The following is a 22666-nucleotide window of genomic DNA, read 5'->3' as shown; positions in this document are numbered from 1 at the left end:
AAATTCTGCTATATTACATGATTAACCACTTATTTTTGTATCAAATAAGATCCGACCGTGAATATTGAACAACTATACAGCATCTATGAGCAGCATCGCTCCGTACAAACAGATACCCGTAAACTAAAGGCCAACGATATTTTCTTTGCGCTGAAAGGAGGCAACTTCAACGGTAACGAATTTGCGGCCCGGGCACTGGAAATGGGCGCCGCCTTTGCGGTAGTAGATGAAGCTGCTTATTTCACCGTGCCGGACAGGATGATGCTGGTAGATGATGCCCTCATCGCTTTACAGCAGTTGGCTTTACACCACCGCAAACAATTAAATATCCCGTTCCTGGCCATCACCGGTACTAACGGTAAAACCACTACGAAAGAACTGATCAACGCGGCATTGTCTGCCGGGTTAAAAACATATGCTACCATTGGCAACCTCAACAACCATATCGGCGTACCCCTTACTATTTTAAGTATCCTCCCCGGTGTGGAAATTGCCGTGGTGGAAATGGGCGCAAACCACCAGAAAGAAATAGCCGGTTATTGTGAAATTGCATTGCCTACCCACGGTATCATTACCAACATCGGGAAAGCTCACCTGGAAGGCTTTGGCAGCGAAGAAGGCGTTAAAAAAGCTAAAGGGGAACTGTATGATTTTTTACGCGCCAACAACGGAACTGTATTCGTATGCAATGATTATGGCTACCTCCTCAAAATGGCGCACGGCATCCCGGAAATCATTACCTATGGTAGCAGCGAGGCCGATTACGTAGGCGAAGCCATCACCGATAGCGCATTCCTGGCCGTGGAAGTGCGGGGCAGCAGCCAGGTAGGATTTATACAAACACAACTGGTGGGCGCTTATAACTTCCCCAATGTAATGGCGGCAGTAGCGGTAGCCAGCCACTTTAACGTGCCGGAATCAGCAATTGCACCGGCCATTGCACATTATACACCTTCCAACAACCGCTCACAGGTAATAAAGCAGGGCAGCAATACCATTATCATGGATGCCTATAATGCCAACCCCTCCAGCATGAGAGCCGCTATTGAAAATTTTGCCGGCATCCAGGCCAGTAAGAAAATACTGCTGCTCGGCGCCATGATGGAACTGGGAACAGATAGCGTTAAAGAACACCAGGAACTCGTAAACTTACTGGAATGCACGCACTGGGAAGCAGTAGTATTAGTTGGCGGCGACTTCAAAAAAGTAACGCACCCCTATATCTTCCTGGAAAATGCTACCGAAGCCGGAAAATGGCTGCTGCAGCAACAATACCAGGATGCACATATACTTATTAAAGGCTCCAGGAGCACCGGTATGGAAAAAGTGCTGGCGGGATAAATAAAGCGATTCAGTGAGTTGACAGGAACCGTTCAAAATATTTGTTAACGATTTCATAATTGTATTATTTTTAATACTTCAATCTGTCAATTGAACTTTACCAAAATCTGAATCGCAATGCACAAAAAAATCTGGCATTCCCTTATTAGTATGCTTTGCTGCGTGCTATTAATCCCTGCTGCCCTGTTTGCCCAGGAAACAACCGCCGACATAGCCGGTACTATTGTAAGTAAAGAAGGTCCGGTTCCCGGCGCCAGCATTACAGCTATTCATGTGCCCACCGGCACAAAATATAACACCGTTTCACGTAAAGACGGCCGTTATAATTTACCTAACCTCCGCGTTGGTGGCCCCTACACCTTGTCTGTTTCCTACGTTGGCTTCAAAGACGAAAAACGCGACAACATTTTTCTATCACTGGGACAGGATTTCAAATCAGACATCAACCTGCAATCCAGTACCAGCACCCTCACAGAAATAGTGGTTACTTCTGTAAGCCAGAACAAAGTGATTAACAGGGCCCGCACCGGTAGCCAGGAGGTGATTACCCGCTCCCAGATGGACCGCCTGCCAACTATCAGCAGGTCTATGCAGGACTTCACGAAACTCACGCCCTCCGCCAACGGACTGAATATCGGAGGCAGAAGCAACCAGCTGAACAACATCACCGTTGATGGCGCCAACTTCAACAACTCATTTGGTTTGCAGGCCACACTCGGCTCCCAAACATCATCCCAGCCCATCAGCCTCGAAGCGCTGGAGCAGATCCAGGTAAACGTATCTCCCTACGATGTAAGACAGGGTGGCTTCTCCGGCGCCGGTATCAACAGCGTTACCAAAAGCGGTACCAACACTTTCAAAGGAGCCGTTTACACCTACATTCAAACACCCGGATTACAAGGGCTGAAAGTAGGCAATGCCACTGTTCCAAAACCAGACTTCAACTATAACCTGCGTGGCTTCAATGTAGGCGGCGCCATCATCCCCAACAAACTGTTCTTCTTCGTAAGTGCTGAACAGGAAAGAATTAAAGCTCCCGCTACCAGCCTCGTAGCCAACAAACCCGGCGGAGTGGCCGGCGGCAACGTATCCCAGGCTGTAGCAGATACACTGGATGCACTGAAACAATTCCTGATAAGCAAATACGGATATGATCCCGGCGATTACGAGAATTATACCTACCGTACACAAAGTGATAAAGTAACTTTTAAGGTCGACTGGAACGTGAATGAGCATAACACGTTTACCTTTAAATACAGTTACCTGAAATCATTTAAAGATATTCCCGCCAGCAACAGCGGCGCTCCCGGTGGCGGTGCTGTTGGAAGCGGCCGCCAGCCCAGCGCTACCGGTCTTCCTTTCAGCGGAAGCGGTTATACTATCAACAACAATTTCAACATCTTTATCGCTGAACTGAATACCCGCATCGGTAACCGCGCCTCCAATAAACTGCAGATCGGCTACTCCGCCATGCGCGATTTCAGAAATGCATTGTCACAAAGCAATTTCCCCCTGGTGGATATTATGAACGGCCAGGGCGCCAGCTATACCGCCTTCGGCTATGAGCCGTTTACCTACAATAACAAGCTCAATACCAATGTATACCAGCTGTCCGATATCTTCACTATGTACAAAGGAAAACATGAAATCACGATTGGAACGCAAAACTATTACAAAACGTTCCTGAATGGCTTCGCTCCAAACTACAATGGTAACTACCGCTTTAATACACTCACCGATTTTTATGCCAGCGCCAACAGTAACCTGGCAACAGCTTCACGCTATGCAGTGTCTTATGCAACCACCAAAGACGGCTCCTTTCCATATGCAAAAATCAACATGCTGGAACTGGGCGCGTTTATCCAGGATAAGTGGAGTGTTACCAACTTCTTTACCTTTACCTACGGATTACGTATAGACGTCCCAGTTATAGGAAGCACTTTCTCTAAAAATGACTCTCTCGCTGCTTTGACTTTCAGAGATGGGGTGAAGATAGATGTGGGACAGGCGCCAAAAACAACGCCGCTCCTTTCGCCGAGGATTGGATTTAACTGGGACATTACGCATGATGGCAAAACACAGCTCCGTGGTGGTGCGGGTTTATTTGCCGGTCCGCCGCCCGCTGTTTGGCTGAGCAACCAGGCGGGTAACAATGGCGTACAGTTCGGATCATTTGTAGCGCAAACAAGTGCTACCGCACCTACCATTCCTTACCCCTTCAGTTCTGATCCCAATACTTACAAAGCAGGCACTGAAGGACAGCTATCTTATCAATATAATATAGCCGTTACCGATAGGAACTTCAAATATCCGCAGGTGTTAAAAGCAACGCTGGCGGTTGACCGTCAGTTACCCTGGGGCGTAATCGGTACACTGGAATTCAACTATTCCAAAGATATCAACGCCGTGTATTTCCAGAATGTAAACCTTCCCACTGCAGGGTTTCAGCTGGATAGCACCCCCGATCACCGCACCCGCTATAATTCTTCCAAAATATACGCAGGCAACAGCCTGAGCAATCCGAATATCAGCGATGCCATCCTGATGCGCAATACCAATAAAGGTTATTCCTATTTTGCCACTATCCAGTTACAGAAAAACCTGCCTAATCTGTACCTGAGTGCGGCCTATACTTACAGCAAGTCACGCAGCGTAAATGATGGCGGTAGCATTGCACAAAGCAACTGGCGCGACCGCCCCGTTGCCGGCGATCCCAATGCCAATGCACTGGGCTACTCCAATTACTACATGCCGCATCGCGTAATCGCAGCCGCTACCTACCGCTTTACCTGGGCCAAACATTTCGCTACGTCTGTAGGCGTGGTATATGAAGCTGCTCCGAGTATAAACGGACTTTACAGCAACACTTCCTATACTTACAACGGCGACGTGAACAACGATGCTTCCGGTGGTAACAACGACCTGATCTACATTCCCAAAACCAGGAACGATATTAAACTGGTGCCGGTTGGCTATGGCGATAAAACCTATAACCCAGCTACCAATGCAGATAAACGCACTGCAGATATCATCTGGAACCAGCTCGATAATTTTATCAAACAGGACAACTACCTGAGCGGTCACCGCGGACAATATGCAGAACGTAATGCCGTGGTATTACCATTCGCCAAACGCATGGACCTGAATATTACACAAGACATCTTTGTATTCAGCGGCAAAGAGAAAACAAAACACACCCTGCGGATCAGTTTTGATATCATCAACTTTGGTAACTTCCTGAATAAACGCTGGGGCATTTCCAAGATCCCGAACCTGCCCTCTTTCCTGAAGTATGAAGGACAATACAAAGACGCTTCAGGCAATGCCACTGCAGCGGCGGCCTACTCTTTCCCTTACCTGGATGCAGCGAACCAGATTCCGCTCACCAGTTCATGGAGAGACAATACGGGCACCATTTCCAGGTGGCAGGGCCAGCTTGGTATCAGGTATATGTTTAATTAGCACAGCTCGCCTTTGGCGAGCGGAAATTGTCTTGGAGCAGGATTACGCTGATTATACTGATTAGTTTGATTTTGACTTTTTTGATTTTATAAAGGATTAAGGGAGATATAAGCGTATCTATTCGCTTTTATCTCCCTTAATTATTATTAATCAGAAAAAATTAAAAAAGTCAAAATCAAACTAATCAGTATAATCAGCGTAATCCTGAGAAAGACAAAATCCGCGGCGATCCTCCGCAAAATTCCGCGCGCAAAACAATTTATTGAATTAATTGAGCGTTAATACAGAAAGAAGCATCTGTACTATCCTCCCTGAAGTAATTTCCCTGATATTTTTGAAATTGATCCCTCTATTTATGTAGAAGTGGCTTAAAAAAAAGACCTGCAAGCTAAAAAACCCGCAGGTGTTCATAACCTATGCCAACTTTAGAGTAATCGTTAAAACTTAAACTGTTAATAATCTATAAAGCCTAAGTCTTGTAATATTTTGAGTATTGATGTTTTTTCTATTTTGTATACAAAGAGATAACGTAATGGAAAATGTATTTGTTCAAAAAATCCCAAAAAAAAATTGGTCTTAACATTTTGGGCCCTTCTTTCCGGGGTGTCTCTCTATTACTTACGGACGATAAATTCCTTTGGATTGCTAAAATGGAAAAAAAATTAAAAAAAATATTATTATTTATATTTTAAATATATAAGTAAATGCTTACTTGATATCCTGACAAATTTCTATCAAAACCCCGTTGCTGTGCTTAGGATGCAGGAAACAGATCAGTTTGTTATCCGCTCCCTTTTTAGGCGTTTCCTGTAATAAAACAAATCCTTCTTCCTGTAACCGTTTCATTTCCGCATAAATATCAGTTACCTCAAAAGCGATGTGATGCATCCCTTCTCCTTTTTTATCCAGGAACTTTGCAATAGCGCTGTCCGGTCCGGTAGCCTCCAGCAACTCTATTTTGGTTTCGCCCTGCCGGAAAAAAGCCGTCTGCACCTGTTCACTATCAACCTCCTCCTGCTTATAACAAGGAGTGTTCAGCAGCTTTTCAAAAAGCGGAATGGACACAGATAATTTATTAACGGCAATGCCTATATGTTCTACCCTGAGCATGTTTACAGCTGTTTAATAGCTGCACGGAATCGGCATCCGTGCGGCTTTTTCGGAATATGCTTAACCCGGTAAAAATAGAACTTATGTTGTAAATTTGTTAGGCCCGGATTTTAATCTAAACAGAAAGACAATATGCTACAGTTGCCCGTTTACCTCGACAACAACGCTACCACGCCCTGCGATCCCAGGGTAGTAGCTGCTATGTTACCCTATTTCACCGAAATATTTGGTAACGCAGCAAGCCGTAGCCATCCGCTGGGATGGGCCGCAGAGGAAGCAGTAGACAATGCCCGTGAACAGGTAGCCAAACTGATTGGCGCAGTACCCAAAGAAATTGTCTTTACTTCCGGCGCCACAGAAGCCGTTAACCTCGCCATCAAAGGAGTATATGAAACCTATACGGGCAAAGGCAATCATATTATTACCGCCGTCACCGAACACAAGGCGGTGATAGATACCTGCAAACACCTCGAAAAACAGGGCGCGCAGGTAACCTGGCTTCCGGTAAACCACGAAGGATTGATTGACCTCAGCGAACTGGAAGCTGCCATTACTCCCCAAACTATCCTGATCAGCCTGATGTACGCCAACAATGAAACCGGCGTGATCAACCCTGTACGCGCCATCAGCGATATTGCCCGGAAACATGGAATATTGTTTATGACAGACGCCACCCAGGCAGCAGGAAAAATTCCGGTAGATGTAAGCAACGACGGCATAGACCTGCTCACCCTCAGCGCCCATAAAATGTACGGCCCCAAAGGAACGGGCGCCCTGTATGTCCGCAGACGATCCCCCCGCGTAAAGCTCACCGCGCAGATCGACGGAGGCGGCCACGAAAGAGGGATGCGCTCCGGTACCCTGAATGTGCCCGGCATCGTAGGACTGGGAAAGGCATGCGAGCTGTGCATGGAAGAAATGACCACTGACACGCAACGTATCCTCCCCATGAGAAACAAGCTGGAAAAGGCCTTGCTGGAACTAGAGCAAACGTATTTAAACGGAGCCCCCGGCCAGCGCCTGCCACATACCTGTAACCTGTCGTTTAAATACGTGGAAAGCGAAACCCTCATGATGGGCTTTAATAAAAAGATCGCTCTTTCCTCCGGATCAGCCTGTACCTCCGCCTCCCTGGAGCCCAGTTATGTGCTGAAAGCAATGGGCCTCAGCGACGACCTGGCGCACGCCTCCCTCCGCTTCGGCCTGGGACGGTTTACCACAGATGAACAAATAGATTTTACCATCCAAACCATTACCGACGCCGTAACCCAGCTGAGAACCATCAGCCCCATATGGGAAATGTATAAAGATGGCGTGGATCTTTAAGTCCACCTTTACTCCGGGTCAACGTCGTAGATGCTTCGTAGATACCTCGTGGATACTTCGGGTATAAAGCCCCTTAAAAACCTCCCATACAATAGCCGGAAAGGTAATAGCGTTTACCCTATATTTGTATCTTTACTAATATCCTAATCCTTACAAACTGTTCATGCTAGCCATCTTTAAGAAAGAGATCAACCAGTTTTTCAGCAGTGTTACGGGCTATGTTGCCATCATACTGTTTTTGCTGGCGAATGGATTAATGTTGTTCGTATTTCCGGAAACCAGTTTACTCGATACCGGGTATGCCAACCTGGACCCGCTGTTCAACCTGGCGCCGCTCATTTACCTGCTCCTCATACCAGCCATTACCATGCGCTGCTTTGCAGATGAATTCAAAACCGGTACAATGGAATTACTGAGTACCAAACCACTCACCGGCTGGCAGATTGTAATGGGCAAATTCTGGGGTAGCCTGCTCATTGTGGCCATCTCCCTACTTCCTACTATCGTTTATTATTTTGCCATAAAACAATTAAGTGTAGATAACCAACAGCTCGATACCGGCGGTATCATCGGTTCCTATATCGGCCTGTTATTGCTGGGAGCAACGTTTACCGCCACCGGCATCTGGTCTTCCTCCTTAACCAATAATGCCATGATTGCCTTTCTCATCGCGCTGTTTACCTGCTTTATACTTTACAACGGCTTCGATGCTGTTAGCAAAATACCAGCCTTCAGCGGCGGAGCCGACTACTACCTGCAAATGGCTGGGATCAAATTTCATTATGCCTCCATCAGCCGCGGTGTAATAGATAGCCGCGATATTGTTTATTTTATCAGCATCATAGGCCTGATGCTCTATCTTACTAAATTATCCCTGCAAAGAAAACTCTGGCAAAACGGTTAATAACCGTCCTTACTAAACAACATGGCTACACGAAAAAAATACATACAACGTGCAATAGCAGTAATACTGGTACTCACGGGCATCAATATAGCGGCAGCTTACTTTCATGGCAGATGGGATCTGACAGCAGAAAAAAGATACACCCTCACCGCCAGCACCCGGCAAATGCTCCGCAAACTGGACAGCCCGGTGGAAATTGAGGTGTTCCTCAAAGGCGACTATCCCGCCAGCTTCCGTCAGCTGGCACAGTCTACTTCAGAACTGCTGGAAGAGTTCCGCGAATACGGTAAACAAAACCTGCGGTTTACATTTATCAATCCCGGGCAGGGCCTCACAGACTCCGCACGCATGAAGTTCCTCGGTGAACTCACCGCACAGGGTATCATGCCTTTTAATATGAAAGTGCAGCAGGAAGCCAACGACGGCTTCGCCGAAAAACTGATCTTCCCTGGCGCGCTGGTACATTACAAAGGCAAAACAATAGGGGTGAATCTCCTGAAAAACCAGGGCGGGCAAGATCCCCTGCAAACCATGAACAGCTCGGAAGCCCTGCTGGAATACCAGTTTGCCTATGCGATCCATAAATTGCAGGAAAAGGAAAAACCACTTGTGGGGTATATGCTGGGGCACGGGGAATCGCTCGGCGCCGAAGTATACGACGCACTGAGCACCCTGCAAACCAGCTATGGGCTGGATACCCTCACCCTGCAGGCAGCATCCTACATACCCCGCGATTTTAATGTAATCCTCTTTGCCAAACCTGCAGGCGCCTTCTCGGATGCAGATAAGTTCAAAATAGATCAGTATGTAATGAACGGGGGCAAGGTGCTGTGGTTCCTCGATGAATCCAACGCCAGTATGGATAGTTTGCATGAGCATCCGGAATTTTTTGCAATGGATCGCGGGCTGAACCTGGAAGACCTCCTCTTCCGCTATGGCGTGCGTATTAACCAGGACCTGGTACTAGACCTGCAAAGCGATGTAGTACCGCTGGTAGTGGGCAATGTGGGCAACCGGCCGCAGATACAGCCCATGCCGTTTCCTTATTTCCCGATGCTGATGCCAACCAAAGCGCATCCCATTGTAAAAAATCTGGATATGGTGCTGAGCCGCTTTGTAAGTTCCATCGACACCATAAAAAATGACGCCGTCCGCAAAACCATACTGCTCACCACCTCCAGGAACAGCCGTACTACGCGGCTGCCGGCGCAGGTAAGCTGGGACATCGTAAAAACGCAACCCAATCCACGGGAATACCGCCAAAAATACCTGCCTACAGCCGTTTTGCTGGAAGGGAAATTCACCTCCCTCTTCCGCAACCGGGAAAACCCTGATGCCGTAAATCAGCTGTTCCACGCATCCGGACAGCCCTTCCGGGAATCTGCCGACACTATCAACAAAATGATTGTGGTAAGCGATGGCGATGTAATTGCCAATGCAGTATCCCGCAAAGAAGGCCCGCTGCAAATGGGCATCAACGAATTTAACCCGGGCTTTGCCTTTGCCAATAAAGAATTTTTTCTCAACTGCCTGGAATATCTCAGCGGTAACAGCGGTATCATGGAAGCCCGGAACAAGGAGCTGACACTGCGTTTGCTGGATGGAGAAAAAATCCGGCAGGAAAAAACCAAGTGGCAGGTGATCTGTTTCCTGGTACCCGTTGGACTGGTTTTATTATTTGCAATGGTATTCCAGTTTATACGTCAGCGTAAATTTACTGAATAGCCTGAAGTCCTGTAAGCCACTGGATTTCAGGACATATAACGATAAGCGCCTGATGAAAATGGCAACCTTAAACCGGAAACCTAGCTGCCGTTTTCCTATCTTTGCTGCTCATAAAATGCAATCACATGGGAAGAACAGAAGTAACATATCTGGTATTTTTTATTGTGATCATCCTGGCGTTAGTATTTGACCTTGGTTTTTTTAGTAAGAAAAATACGAAGACAAGTCTCAAAACAGCGCTCTGGCAAAGCATTTTCTGGGTAGTTTTATCTATGCTCTTTTTTGGGTTCATGTGGCTGGAAGACGGCGCAGAACCTGCCATCAGTTTTTTGAGCGCATACCTGATGGAGAAATCCCTATCGATAGATAATATCTTTGTATTTGTACTCATCTTTGCCTTTTTTAAGATAAAAGAAGAGTACTACGCCCGGGTATTACTGATAGGGATACTAATGGCCATTATTTTCAGGGCTATATTTATCTGGCTGGGGATTGCGCTCATACAAAAGTTTGAATGGATATTATACATTTTCGGTGCTTTTCTCATTTACACCGGTATTAAAATGTTTGTCACAAAAGGTGATGATGAATTTAACCCGGAAGAAAATGCGATCTACCATTTTATGAACAAATACATGCGGGTAACCACGGAAGAGCCGAAAGGCAGGTTTGTGATCCGTAAACATAATAAGGCATATCTTACCACGTTATCATTGGTTGTAGTGATGCTGGCAGTAACGGATATCTTATTTGCGGTAGATTCTATTCCAGCTGTATTTGCCATATCACGGGATCCGATGGTAGTATATACCTCTAATATATTTGCGGTTTTGGGACTCAGGTCCCTGTTCTTTTTACTGAGGGGAGCGGTAGATAAATTTGATTATCTGCCCCAGGGTATTGCCATCGTACTGGTTTTTATAGGACTGAAAATGCTGGCAGAGTATTTTTTGCAGAAGCACGATATTCATTTACCCGTATACGTATCATTGATAGTGATAGTGCTATGCCTGGGAGGCTCAATCCTCTATTCTCTCTATCACCAGAAAAAAGAAGTACCGGAAGGAGAAGTGAAGTAAAAAGCAGCGCAGACATTAGTTTTGCAGCAGCTAAATGATTATTCAAACCTGATAAACGTGTATAACGCAGCAAGCATCAACAAGACTTTGAAAGGGGAATTGTTGCAAGAGACCGGATTTTCTGAAATTGACCATCTTTTATTGGACAGCAGGAAGCTCAGCTTCCCCGAAACATCTCTGTTTATTCCATTGGTTAGTCCGCGGCGCAACGCGCATCAATACATTGAAGAACTGTACCGCAAAGGGGTAAGTAATTTTGTGGTGAGCGAACCAGTGCCACTGGAAAAGTATCCTAAAGCTACCTTCATTCTCGTAAAAGACACCCTGCAGGCGCTGCACGCACTGGTGGCCTTTCACCGGCAGCAGTTCCATATACCTGTTATTGGCATCACCGGCAGCAACGGCAAAACCATTGTAAAAGAATGGCTGTACCAGCTGCTGGAAAAGGATTATAATATTGTTCGCAGTCCCAAAAGCTATAACTCCCAGATAGGAGTGCCGCTTTCCGTATGGCAAATGAAACCGGAACACCAGCTGGCCATCTTTGAAGCCGGCATTTCACAACCCGGTGAAATGGTGAATCTCGAAAAGATTATCCGCCCCACAATAGGCATCTTCACCAACATAGGGGAAGCCCACAGTGAAGGGTTCTTAAATATCCGCCAGAAAATAAATGAAAAGCTGGTACTGTTCGCCAAAAGCGATATTCTCATTTACTGCAAAGACTATCTTGCCCTCAATGAGTGTGTGCTGGCTTTTCACAACCAGGTAGGCAAAAAGGAAAACCAGGAAGGCGGACCGGAATTATTTTCCTGGTCACGGAAAACAGATGCCGACCTCCGGGTAACCAATGTGGATAAACTGGATAACCATACCCGCATAGATGCCCTCTACAAACAGGAACCACTGCACTTCCAGATCCCTTTCGTGGATGAAGGCTCTATCGAAAATGCCATTCACTGCCTGGCACTCATGCTGTACATGGGCAAGGAACAATCCGTCATCCAGCAACGGATGGATCAGCTCAGCAATATTGCTATGCGCCTGGAACTGAAACAGGGGATCAATAACTGCTCCGTGATTAACGACAGCTACAGCCTGGACCTCGGCTCCTTAACCATTGCGCTCGACTTCCTCCAGCAACAACAGCAGCACGCTACCCGCACCGTTATCCTCAGCGATATCCTGCAAAGCGGTAAAAGCGATGCTACCCTGTATGAAGAAGTAGCAGACCTCCTGCAAAAGAAAGGCATCAATAAATTAATTGCCATCGGTAAAAATATAGGCCGGGAGAAAAAAAGCTTCCAGCAGATAGAAGGACTGAAAACACAGTTCCTCACCACTACCGACGAATACATACAACAATTCAATGCAGATGACTTCCAGAATGAAACCATCCTGGTAAAAGGCTCCCGCATCTTCCAGTTTGAACGCATCGGCAAACTGCTGGAACAAAAAGCGCATCAAACCATCCTGGAAATTAATCTCACTGCTATTTCACATAACGTAAAGCTGTACCAGTCGCTGCTAAAACCAAACACCAAATTAATGGCGATGGTAAAAGCGTTCTCTTATGGCAGCGGTAGTTTTGAAATAGCCAACCTCCTCCAGTTCCACGGAGTGGACTACCTCGCGGTAGCCTATGCAGATGAAGGGGTGGAGCTGAGAAGGGCCGGTATTACCATGCCTATTATGGTCATGAACCCCGAACCCGCCAGCTTCGATGCCATCCTCCACTGGAACCTGGAACCGGAAATATATTCCATGCAGATTTTCCTGCAGTTTATGGAAGAAATCACCACAGCGGGCAAAACGGAGTTCCCTGTTCATATAAAGCTCGACACCGGTATGCACCGCCTGGGCTTTGTGAAAAGTGACATTGCCGAACTGGCGCAAATGCTCACCGCCACCCCACTGATGAAAGTACAATCCATATTCAGCCACCTGGCCGCCAGTGAAGATCCCGCAAAGGATGCCTTCACACAGCAGCAGGGCAGGCTGTTTTATGATATGAGCCATGAGTTGCAAAAGGCGCTGGGCTATACGGTGATCCGCCACATTGCCAACAGCGCCGCTATCAGCCGCCATCCTGATCTGCAACTGGATATGGTACGACTCGGCATTGGCATGTATGGAATAGACAGCAGCAACGGGATCCAGGACCAGCTTCGCAATGTAAGCACCCTGAAAACTACCGTAGCCCAGCTGAAACACCTGGAAGCCGGCGATACTGTGGGTTATGGCGCCAAATGGGAAGCCAAAGGCCCCGCAGTGACCGCTACCGTACGTATTGGCTATGCCGATGGCTATCCGCGCAGGTTGGGTATGGGCGTTGGTAAAATGCTGGTACGGGGCAAACTGGCGCCCGTGGCCGGTGTAGTGGCTATGGATATGCTCATGCTCGATGTAACACATATCCCGGATGTAGAGGAAGGAGATGAAGTCATTGTTTTTGGCCAGGATCTGTCTGTACAGGACCTCTCCGCCTGGGCTGAAACCATTCCCTATGAAATATTAACAGGAATTTCACAGCGCGTAAAAAGGGTATATTTCCAGGAATAATGATATTGCAGGCTTCGACTTTGAAATAAACTATTATTTTTGATAAAATTTTAATATCAGTTGAAATATCGTCACGTAGTATTTATCGTTATCCTGATCCTGGTTATTGACCAGACACTGAAATTCTGGATTAAAACGCATATGTTTATGCAACAGGAGTTTGTGATTTTCCCCAATTGGTTCCGGATCCATTTTATTGAAAATGAAGGAATGGCCTATGGTCTTAAATTCGGAGGCGACTTCGGGAAGATTCTTCTCACCCTGTTCCGCCTGGTGGCTGTAGTGGTGGGTTTTGTGTACATGAAAAAGCTTATCAAAGAAAAATACAGCACGGGCCTCCTGATCTGTGGATCCCTGATCCTGGCTGGAGCAGCCGGCAACCTGATAGACAGTATGTTTTATGGTCTTATCTTCAACGATAGCATAGGATATGAAGTATCGAAGTTTATGCCTGCCGGCGGAGGTTATGGTAGCTTTTTACACGGCCGCGTGGTGGATATGTTATACTTCCCCATCTATGAAGGTTACCTGCCTAAATGGGTGCCGTTTAAAGGCGGCGACTACTTCGTGTTTTTCCGCCCGGTATTCAACGTAGCCGATGCCGCTATTTCTATCGGCGTAATCACTATCCTGGTGTTCCAGAAACGGTTCTTTGGAAAACATATGCAGCCTAAAGCCGTTGAACATCCCGTAGCAAAAGATCACGTAGTTTAAATTATTATCTTACTTATATGCAAAAGCGTTCGCCGGTGGTGAACGCTTTTTTTATGCCGGACCTTACTGGTATTTTTATGGGCTTAGGGAGATGACAAACAAAATATTCGTCTTTCTCTTTACCGATTGTTAGATTTTTTCCGGAAAATGCCCAAAAAAAGGATTTACCTGTGTATGCAGTGTATGGGGAGTGTATGGGGAGTGTATTGGAAGTGTATTATGAGTGTATGGTGAGTGTATGGGAACTGTATGGGGACTGTATGGGGACTGTATAGGGACTGTATAGGGACTGTATAGGGAATACGACACATAGACGACACATAGACGACTCCTAAGTATCCGAGAAGTATCGGAGAAGTATGCGAGAAGTAACCTGGGTATATTAATTCAATTTTGAAACAAATTCTTCTTCAAAAAAAAAGCAGCCTGCAAGGTCTTCAAGCTGAAGGGGTTATAAAACTACCTGCACTCCTGGCCGCAGTTCCCGCCCTGGCTTTTTCCAAATAATACCCTCATTTGCTTTGAAATGAAAAATACCCGGATTATATTTGTCTACTAATTCTATAGACTATATGATAATATGTTTTACAAATCATTCATTTTCAGCACGATGTTGCGGCATGGCATCGTAAAAGATCCCCCTTATCATTTTTTATCATTCCAGAATCAATAATGTTTACAGCACATGCAAAAGTTTTTAATGCTGGCAAAATACCTGTTCTTAATATTGGTATTCAGTCCGGTACTGGTACACGCTCAACTTAACGGGTCTTATGTAATTCAGGGTAAAATTACAGACGATCATGGGGTAGCGCTTCCCGGCGCCTCCGTACAAATCAAAGGTACTTCATTCGGCGCTCAAACAGATACCACCGGCAGCTTTGAAGTAACCACCAACTCTAAATTTCCGCTGAAGCTGGTGATCAGGCTCATAGGCTATCAACCCCAGGAGTTTGAAGTAAAAAGCAGCAGCAGCAAACTGGCCATCCAGTTATATACACAATCACTGCTGGTAAATGAAGTAGTAGTGTCCGCTTCCCGTCAGCAGGAAAAAATGCTCCGGTCGCCGGTAGCCATCGAAAAGCTGGACATCAGGGCGCTGAAAGAAACCCCTTCTTCTACTTTCTACGACGCTCTCGGCAATCTGAAAGGCGTACAGATGACCACTGCAGGCCTTACCTTCAAAGTATTCAATACCCGCGGTTTCAACGTTCCCAACAACTTCCGCTTCATGCAGCTGGTAGATGGTGTGGATAACCAGGCTGCTACCCTCGGCGTACCGCTGGGTAACGCCATCGGACCTACGGAGCTGGATATTTCCAGCGTAGAAGTTACCCCCGGCGCATCTTCCGCCCTGTATGGCATGAACGCCATCAACGGAATGTCCAACCTCATCACTAAAAACCCCTTTCAATACCAGGGCGTAAGCGTATACCAGAAAGTAGCCGTAAACCACGTTGGCGACGACGGCGGCGCCAAGTTACTCACGGAAACGGCTGTACGCTATGCACAGCAATACTCTTCCTGGTTTGCATGGAAAATTAACCTGAGCTACATGCAGGGTACCGACTGGTACGCTGATAACCACAGCGACTTTTCCCCGCAATCCAAAGCCAACCCCGACTTTCCACAACTCAGCGGCGCCAGCAACATCGCCAACGACGCCTGGAATAAATATGGCGATAACTCCAACCTACAGGTAATTGATAAAGACGGACGCGCCTACAACGTACACCGCACCGGCTACTGGGAAAAAGATATCGTAGGCGACTTTACCGTTAAGAATAAAAAAGCCGACGTTTCCTTCAACTTCCGCTTACCCCACAAACTGGAACTGTCTGCTTCCTACCGCTACGGCGAAATGGATGGCTTCTTCCAACGCGGTAACCGTATCGGCCTCAGAGGCGTAACCGTACAAAACGGCAAGCTGGAACTCGTACACCCCGACTTTACCGTGAGGTCCTACATCTCCATTGAAAATACCGGCGATTCCTATAACATGAATCCCCTCGCCGATAACCTCGAAAAATCATTCAAAACAGATAAAAAATGGCTGGCTGATTATACCTCCGGGCTGAACAACGCGCTCACCGCAGGTTCCGACCTGGTGGCTGCACACGCCGCTGCCCGCGCCTTTGCAGACGCCGGCAGATGGACGCCCGGCACCCCCGCATTTGATGCACAGGTAGCCAAAATAAAAAGTATCAACGACTGGGATATTTACCCTACTTCCAAAAACCCTGAAAACACCAGTGGCGGCGCCGCTCTCCTCCAAAAGAGCCGCTTCTACCACACGGAAGGCACCTGGAACCTGCGTAAATACATCCACTTCGCTGATGTACTGGTAGGCGCCGATTACCGCACCTACGAAATCATCCCCGATGGCAACAACTTCGTGGATTTCTCCCGCCCTGCCGACAAACGCAATGAACCAGGCGGTAAACACATCTGGTACGGCAAATACGGCGGCTTCGCACAAATCAGCAAAACGTTCTTCAACGACGCATTAAAGCTTACCGGCTCCCTGCGCTACGATAAAAACGAACAATTTGAAGGTAAAGTAAACCCACGCATTGCGGCAGTTTACAGCATCAAAGACAAACATAACTTCCGCCTCTCCTGGCAAAACGGGTTCCGCTTCCCATCACTATTTGAAGCCTACTCCTTCGTAAACAACGGCCAGGTAAGACGTGTAGGCGGACTCGCTTTCATTGAAGAAGGACTCGGTTACTTTAAGAACTCTTTCCTCACCAGCTCAGTAGATGCATTTGGCGTAGCAGTAAATAAAACCATCAACGCGGAACACATCTCCAAAGATGCGGCCGCTGCAAAAAATGCAGGTATACTAAAAGTGGCTAACCTCGATCCCATTGTTCCGGAACAGATCACTTCGTTTGAAGCCGGCTATAAAGCAGTACTGCTCGATAACAAATTGTTTGTCGACGTAGATGGCTACTATAGCGCCTACAAACACTTCATCGGTCAGATTGAAGCCGTAGTACCCAAAACAGGTAACGTTAACAATCCCGATCAAACAGTGCTGAACCAGATGCTGGATAAGTCTCTACAGGATCGCTACCGCGTATGGACCAACAGTAAATCCACCGTAAACAACTACGGCTTCGCGGTAGCCGTTACCTACGATCTGTATAAAAACTACACCATCAGCGGTAACGCCAACTACAACAAACTGGCGCAGGACAAAACAAAAGATGATGCGCTGATCCCCGGCTTTAATACGCCCGACTGGTTTACCAACGTGAGCTTAGGTAACCGCAACGTGTATAAAAACATTGGCTTCAACGTGGTATGGCACTGGCAGAATACTTTCTACTGGCAGAACCTCTTTGGTAACGGCGATGTGCCGTCCTACAACACTGTAGACGCACAGATTACCTACCGCGTACCGAAGATCAAAACATCCTTTAAACTGGGAGCATCCAATATCCTGAACGCTAAATACTTCCAGTATGTAGGCGGTCCAACCATTGGCGGATTGTACTACCTGGCGTTAACATACGACAATGTTTTTCAGAGGAAATAATAGTTGCTGAGATACAGGGATGCAGTTATATTACTGCATCCCCTGTTTTAAAAACTACTTAAATATAACTGGCATGACTACACGTACAACAGCCGTTGCTGGCGCCGTCACCGAAAAGCCGCAGCCCTCCTTCAAATGGTGGCAGATTATGCGCACAACTGGCAGACGGTGCGTTGGGCATGGCTTCCAGTGCTACACCTTCCTGATCTTCACCGGTATCTCCAGCTGGCAGGTAATTGTGGGCCTGGTAATCGGCGGGTGATCGCTTCTCCTTTTGCAGCCATCCTGGTGCGGAGAATAAAACGCAAACCACTGATGATTATAGTAGGTATCCTCATTATAATATTGAGTCTTCGTACAATGATTGCTACCCTACTTCACTTCGTTTAACAACACTTCGTTTTTTTCAAAACTACGTATATTACTCAACGTTACCTCTGATATCTGCGTAAGCGCTTCTTTTGTAAAAAAGCCCTGGTGGGCAGTTACCAGCACATTAGGAAAAGTAGTTAATCTTGATAATACATCGTCCTGGATAATACTTCCGGAGAAGTTCTGAAAAAACAGGTGTTCTTCCTGCTCATACACATCTATTCCAAGCGCGCTGATATGGCTGTCTTTAAGCGCTTCTACCACCGAGGCAGTATCTATCAATCCACCACGACTGGTATTGATCAACACTACACCCATCTTCATGGATGCAATGGAGTTTGCATTAACCATATGCCGCGTACTCTCCATCAGCGGGCAATGCAGTGATATCACATCCGACTGTGCAAAAATAGCATCCAGCGATACATACTTTACACCAAGTTCCATCAGTTCTTCGTTCTCATAAATATCATGTGCATACACCTTACATCCAAAGCCCAGCATGATCCTGCAAAACACGGCGCCGATATTACCCGTACCCACCACACCGATCGTTTTACCAAAGAGATCAAAACCTTCCAGTCCGCTCAGTGTAAAATTGCCGTCACGTACACGGTTATACGATTTATATATTTTCCGGTTCAGGGCGAGGAGTAAAGTCACCGCATGTTCTGCCACCGCATGGGGCGAATAGGCCGGCACCCGTACTACCTTAATTCCTGCTGCTGCGGCGGCTTTCAGATCTACATTATTAAAGCCGGCGCAACGTAATGCAATAAGACGTACTCCCTTTTGCTGAAGCACATTGATAACGGCCGCATTCACTTTATCATTCACAAATACACAGATCACGGCTTCATCTTTTATCAGGGCAGAATTATCTTCATTTAACTGCACCTCGAGGAACCGGAAATGGTGCGCTCCCTGCTGATTGCTCTGGTTGAAGTAATGAATATCGTATGGCTGTGCGCTGAAAAAAAGTATGTCCATGATCGTTGGGCTTATTTGTATTGAAGGTAATAAAAAAAGAGCCCCGTTATTAGCGGGACTCTTTTCTTCCATAAATATGATCTGTATTACTTGATTTCTCCTACCATGTTTGCGGGCACTACCCACTCATCAAATTCAGCCGGGGTTACATAACCCAGTTTCACAGCCATTTCTTTGAGGGTAGTTCCTTCCTTGTGAGCTTTCTGCGCAATTTCGGCTGCTTTGTAGTAGCCAATTTTTGTATTCAGGGCAGTTACCAGCATCAGGGAGTTTTCCACATGTTTTTTGATATTGGCTTCAATAGGCTCAATGCCTTCTGCGCACTTATCGTTGAAGCTTATGCAGCCATCGCCGATGAGGCGTGCAGAGTGCAGGAAGTTGAAGATCATTACCGGCTTAAATACATTCAGTTCAAAATGACCGTTGGAACCGCCGATACTGATGGTAACATCGTTACCCATTACTTGTGCAGCAATCATGGTGAGGGCTTCACACTGGGTTGGGTTCACTTTACCCGGCATGATAGACGACCCCGGTTCATTGTCGGGAATATGAATTTCGCCGATACCCGCGCGTGGGCCGGAGCTCAGCATGCGTATGTCGTTGGCTATCTTCATTAAACTTACAGCAACTGTTTTCAGCGCACCATGTGCTTCAACGATCGCATCGTGTGCTGCCAGAGCCTCAAATTTATTCTCAGCAGTAATAAAAGGCAACCCGGTTAACAGGGCAATATTTTTTGCCACATTTTCAGAATACCCTTTAGGCGTATTGATACCGGTACCTACCGCGGTACCACCCAATGCCAGCTCACTCAGGTGAGCCAGTGAATTGTTGATTGCCTTCAGGCCATGATTCAGCTGGGCCACATAGCCGCTGATTTCCTGTCCCAGTGTAAGCGGCGTAGCATCCATAAAGTGGGTACGGCCAATTTTCACTACGTTCTTAAACGCTGCTGCCTTTTTTGCCAGCGTATCGCGGAGCTTTGTAATACCGGGAATGGTTACTTCCTGCAGCATTTTGTAAGCGGCGATGTGCATCGCGGTAGGGAAGGTGTCGTTGGAAGACTGCGACTTGTTCACATCATCATTCGGGTGAACAAATTTATCCTTATCAGTAAGCTGACCGCCATGAATTACGTGAGCGCGGTAAGCCACCACTTCGTTTACGTTCATGTTAGATTGTGTACCGGAGCCTGTTTGCCATACTACCAGCGGAAACTGATCGTCCAGTTTACCTTCCAGGATTTCATCGCAAACCTGACCAATCAGATCACTTTTTTCCTTAGGCAGTACACCTGCTTCGAGGTTGGTGATAGCTGCCGCTTTCTTCAGGTAAGCGAATGCCTTGATAATTTCCTTCGGCATTTTGTTGATATCCTGTGCGATCTTGAAATTTTCAATGGAGCGCTGTGTTTGAGCGCCATAATAGGCATTTACAGGCACTTTAACCTCGCCCATTGTGTCTTTCTCTATTCTGAATTCCATGACTTAAACTTTTAAGGCTACAAAAGTACGGCTTTACGGATTGGGCAGCAAGCTATTCCCCTGTAAAATTCGCCTGTCTTTTCTGAATAAAGGCGGCGGCGCCTTCCTGCAGATCTTTTGTAGCGAAGCAGGCCCCGAATTCTTTCAGTTCCAGCTCAAAGCCATCCTGGTCCTTATCCAGTGCGGCGTTAGCGCATTTAATCACGCGGGTTACCGCCAGTGGCGCTTTTGTTTGTATTTTTTGTAAGATGGAAACGGCTTTGGGCAGCAATTCTTCGGGCTTTAAAACATGGTTTACCAGTCCCCATGCCTGTGCTTCCGTAGCATTGATCATATCCCCGGTGAGCATCAGTTCCAGGGCTTTTCCTTTTCCTATCAGCAGCGTAAGACGCTGGGTACCGCCATAGCCGGGAATGAGCCCGAGGTTTACTTCCGGCTGGCCAAATTTTGCATTTTCACTGGCAATCCGGAAGTGACAGGCCATCGCCAGTTCGCAGCCCCCGCCCAATGCAAATCCGTTTACGGCGGCTATGATGGGCTTGGGGCTGTTTTCTATACGCTGGAAAATCACATGGCCTTTCTTGGCCAGCTCTTCTCCCTGTTTATCTGATAAAGTAAGGAACTCGCTGATATCTGCACCTGCCACAAAAGCCTTTTCACCAGCGCCGGTAATAATGGCGCCCTTGATTTGCCGGTTACTGTATATTTCATCCACAGCCAGCGCCAGATCAGCCAGTACCTGCTGGTTGAGGGCATTCAATTTTTCCGGGCGGTTGATGGTGATTGTGAGGATATTGTTTTCCAATTGTGTGCTTAACGTCTGATACATGTGCCGTATTTTAGTTTATCAATATTAAGCAATATTCAATAACCTAACGAATCAGCCCGATAGCCGCCTCCAGTTGCTTATCCCGCCCGGTTTCCAGGGCAGCAGCATCATATTTCACTTCTACATCCGGTGGAAATCCAACACCTTCATAAATCTCCCCATCGCGGTATTTCAGCATCAGCGACGATGTATACACCAGGTTGATATAATCAGTGGAGAATTGCCCGCCGTTATAATATACGTTGCTGGTCAGCGGACCATTGGCTCCCCAGGTACGTTCTCCTACAAAATGGCCGTTGGGCAGCGATTTCACTGCCATAGTGGTCATTTCCGCCATACTTACGGACCAGGCATCTGCCAGCATCACAATAGGCGCTGTAATATTCCGTGCACCCGCCTGTGGCGTTACAAAAGCCGGCGCCCACGGCGAATAGTCCAACCGGCCATTGCCCTGCTTGGAGCGGGTATAGCCAAAATCCAGCTGCTTGTCGATCATTCTTCCCAATAAAAAATTAAGATCTGCCAGATCTCCGCCACCATTGCCACGTACATCGATGATCACGCCTTTAATGTTGGCTGTATTTTTCAGCTTATCAAAGAAATACTGCTCTACTGTTTTCACACCATTGGCCGTATCTGTGTTATACAGTGTTTTCAGGTTAAATCCGCTGAAAAAGAAATACAGGATGTCCTGGTTGATAGTACCGGAAACCGCCACATACTGCGCGGTTGTACCCACGTTGGTAAAGCCTCTCACAGCGCCGGCATCAAGATACCCACGGGGAACATCGTTGTAAAAATGGAAGATGCTGATAGGATCATGATAATCCGGGCTGGCCACTTTACGCTGGTATGCCGGGTTGATACTGAAAGAATCCGCTAACCAGGAATCTTTGAATGTAAGATCGTAGTGGGAATCCACCAGGCCGGCGGTCATCTCCTTAAAATAAGTATATCCTTTCCTGACATCCGTTGAATCATTGAGATTTAATTTTGCAAACAGCGGTTTATACTGTTTGTATACCCGGTCCCAATCGGTGGTATCTATATCCCAGAACACATAGTTGTTATTCATTCCGTTCCAGTAAGAGTCAAATACTTCGCTGAAATTTCCGGAGATAGTGTTGGCAGGATCATTTATTTCGGGTAAGTCTTTGCGGCAGGAAGCTGATACGCATACCGCGATCAGGGCAATAATATATACATTAAGATGTTTCATCT

Annotated in this window: 15 protein-coding genes; 10 read left to right on the top strand and 5 right to left on the bottom strand. The window is 46.8% G+C overall.

The window, feature by feature from the left end:
• Nucleotides 1-57 precede the first annotated feature (57 nt).
• Together ACMXI2_RS30510 and ACMXI2_RS30505 are read left to right on the top strand one after the other, a co-directional pair.
• Nucleotides 58-1341 (top strand): UDP-N-acetylmuramoyl-tripeptide--D-alanyl-D-alanine ligase, encoded by a 1284-nt coding sequence (locus tag ACMXI2_RS30510; protein ID WP_483779614.1) that lies wholly within the window; start codon nucleotides 58-60, stop codon nucleotides 1339-1341.
• A gap of 117 nt (nucleotides 1342-1458) precedes the next feature.
• The gene (locus ACMXI2_RS30505; protein ID WP_483779613.1) at nucleotides 1459-4803 is read left to right on the top strand and encodes a TonB-dependent receptor; all 3345 of its coding nucleotides are present in this window, start codon (nucleotides 1459-1461) and stop codon (nucleotides 4801-4803) included.
• Between the two features lie 708 nt (nucleotides 4804-5511).
• On the opposite strand, the gene mce is transcribed toward ACMXI2_RS30505, so the two are convergent.
• Nucleotides 5512-5913 (bottom strand): methylmalonyl-CoA epimerase, encoded by a 402-nt coding sequence (gene mce, locus ACMXI2_RS30500; protein WP_079469734.1) that lies wholly within the window; start codon nucleotides 5911-5913, stop codon nucleotides 5512-5514.
• Between the two features lie 132 nt (nucleotides 5914-6045).
• Here mce and ACMXI2_RS30495 point away from each other — a divergent pair, with 132 nt between their 5' ends.
• The 8 genes from ACMXI2_RS30495 (at nucleotide 6046) to ACMXI2_RS30460 (ending at nucleotide 18029) form a co-directional block, all read left to right on the top strand.
• Complete coding sequence (locus ACMXI2_RS30495) at nucleotides 6046-7239, top strand: IscS subfamily cysteine desulfurase (protein WP_483779612.1); 1194 nt, start codon at nucleotides 6046-6048, stop codon at nucleotides 7237-7239.
• Nucleotides 7240-7402: 163 nt separating this feature from the next.
• Nucleotides 7403-8143: a gliding motility-associated ABC transporter permease subunit GldF gene (gene gldF / locus ACMXI2_RS30490; protein WP_483779611.1), complete on the top strand. Its 741-nt coding sequence runs from the start codon at nucleotides 7403-7405 to the stop codon at nucleotides 8141-8143.
• 21 nt (nucleotides 8144-8164) lie between these two features.
• Complete coding sequence (gene gldG, locus ACMXI2_RS30485; RefSeq protein WP_483779610.1) at nucleotides 8165-9868, top strand: gliding motility-associated ABC transporter substrate-binding protein GldG; 1704 nt, start codon at nucleotides 8165-8167, stop codon at nucleotides 9866-9868.
• A gap of 125 nt (nucleotides 9869-9993) precedes the next feature.
• Nucleotides 9994-10947: a TerC/Alx family metal homeostasis membrane protein gene (locus ACMXI2_RS30480; protein WP_483779609.1), complete on the top strand. Its 954-nt coding sequence runs from the start codon at nucleotides 9994-9996 to the stop codon at nucleotides 10945-10947.
• Between the two features lie 57 nt (nucleotides 10948-11004).
• On the top strand, nucleotides 11005-13509 hold the full coding sequence (locus tag ACMXI2_RS30475) for a bifunctional UDP-N-acetylmuramoyl-tripeptide:D-alanyl-D-alanine ligase/alanine racemase (RefSeq protein WP_483779608.1): 2505 nt from the start codon (nucleotides 11005-11007) through the stop codon (nucleotides 13507-13509).
• Nucleotides 13510-13569: 60 nt separating this feature from the next.
• On the top strand, nucleotides 13570-14223 hold the full coding sequence (locus tag ACMXI2_RS30470; RefSeq protein ID WP_483779607.1) for a lipoprotein signal peptidase: 654 nt from the start codon (nucleotides 13570-13572) through the stop codon (nucleotides 14221-14223).
• A 685-nt stretch (nucleotides 14224-14908) separates the two neighbouring features.
• Complete coding sequence (locus ACMXI2_RS30465) at nucleotides 14909-17767, top strand: TonB-dependent receptor (RefSeq protein WP_483779606.1); 2859 nt, start codon at nucleotides 14909-14911, stop codon at nucleotides 17765-17767.
• A gap of 73 nt (nucleotides 17768-17840) precedes the next feature.
• Complete coding sequence (locus ACMXI2_RS30460) at nucleotides 17841-18029, top strand: hypothetical protein (RefSeq protein ID WP_483779605.1); 189 nt, start codon at nucleotides 17841-17843, stop codon at nucleotides 18027-18029.
• A 110-nt stretch (nucleotides 18030-18139) separates the two neighbouring features.
• Here the strand turns inward: ACMXI2_RS30460 and ACMXI2_RS30455 are convergent, their stop codons facing one another.
• From ACMXI2_RS30455 to ACMXI2_RS30440, 4 genes are all read right to left on the bottom strand, one after another.
• Entirely contained in the window at nucleotides 18140-19129 is a 990-nt protein-coding gene (locus tag ACMXI2_RS30455; RefSeq protein ID WP_483779604.1) for a 2-hydroxyacid dehydrogenase, read from the bottom strand.
• An 86-nt stretch (nucleotides 19130-19215) separates the two neighbouring features.
• Nucleotides 19216-20616, bottom strand: a complete 1401-nt coding sequence (gene fumC, locus ACMXI2_RS30450) for a class II fumarate hydratase (RefSeq protein WP_483779603.1) — start codon at nucleotides 20614-20616, stop codon at nucleotides 19216-19218.
• Nucleotides 20617-20668: 52 nt separating this feature from the next.
• Nucleotides 20669-21445 (bottom strand): enoyl-CoA hydratase/isomerase family protein, encoded by a 777-nt coding sequence (locus tag ACMXI2_RS30445; protein WP_483779602.1) that lies wholly within the window; start codon nucleotides 21443-21445, stop codon nucleotides 20669-20671.
• A gap of 43 nt (nucleotides 21446-21488) precedes the next feature.
• The gene (locus ACMXI2_RS30440; RefSeq protein WP_483779601.1) at nucleotides 21489-22664 is read right to left on the bottom strand and encodes a S41 family peptidase; all 1176 of its coding nucleotides are present in this window, start codon (nucleotides 22662-22664) and stop codon (nucleotides 21489-21491) included.
• Between the last annotated feature and the right edge of the window lie 2 nt (nucleotides 22665-22666).

This window comes from Chitinophaga sp. G7 BAM 1005, from assembly GCF_057126945.1.
This window is presented reverse-complemented; position numbering and strand designations above follow the sequence as displayed.

Coding starts and splice junctions, on each gene's coding strand:
- ACMXI2_RS30505 (WP_483779613.1), top strand. CDS start 1,459: ATGCACAAAAAAATCTGGCATTCCCTTATTAGTATGCTTTGCTGCGTG.
- mce (WP_079469734.1), bottom strand. CDS start 5,913: ATGCTCAGGGTAGAACATATAGGCATTGCCGTTAATAAATTATCTGTG.
- ACMXI2_RS30495 (WP_483779612.1), top strand. CDS start 6,046: ATGCTACAGTTGCCCGTTTACCTCGACAACAACGCTACCACGCCCTGC.
- gldF (WP_483779611.1), top strand. CDS start 7,403: ATGCTAGCCATCTTTAAGAAAGAGATCAACCAGTTTTTCAGCAGTGTT.
- gldG (WP_483779610.1), top strand. CDS start 8,165: ATGGCTACACGAAAAAAATACATACAACGTGCAATAGCAGTAATACTG.
- ACMXI2_RS30480 (WP_483779609.1), top strand. CDS start 9,994: ATGGGAAGAACAGAAGTAACATATCTGGTATTTTTTATTGTGATCATC.
- ACMXI2_RS30465 (WP_483779606.1), top strand. CDS start 14,909: ATGCAAAAGTTTTTAATGCTGGCAAAATACCTGTTCTTAATATTGGTA.
- ACMXI2_RS30460 (WP_483779605.1), top strand. CDS start 17,841: ATGACTACACGTACAACAGCCGTTGCTGGCGCCGTCACCGAAAAGCCG.
- ACMXI2_RS30455 (WP_483779604.1), bottom strand. CDS start 19,129: ATGGACATACTTTTTTTCAGCGCACAGCCATACGATATTCATTACTTC.
- fumC (WP_483779603.1), bottom strand. CDS start 20,616: ATGGAATTCAGAATAGAGAAAGACACAATGGGCGAGGTTAAAGTGCCT.
- ACMXI2_RS30445 (WP_483779602.1), bottom strand. CDS start 21,445: ATGTATCAGACGTTAAGCACACAATTGGAAAACAATATCCTCACAATC.
- ACMXI2_RS30440 (WP_483779601.1), bottom strand. CDS start 22,664: ATGAAACATCTTAATGTATATATTATTGCCCTGATCGCGGTATGCGTA.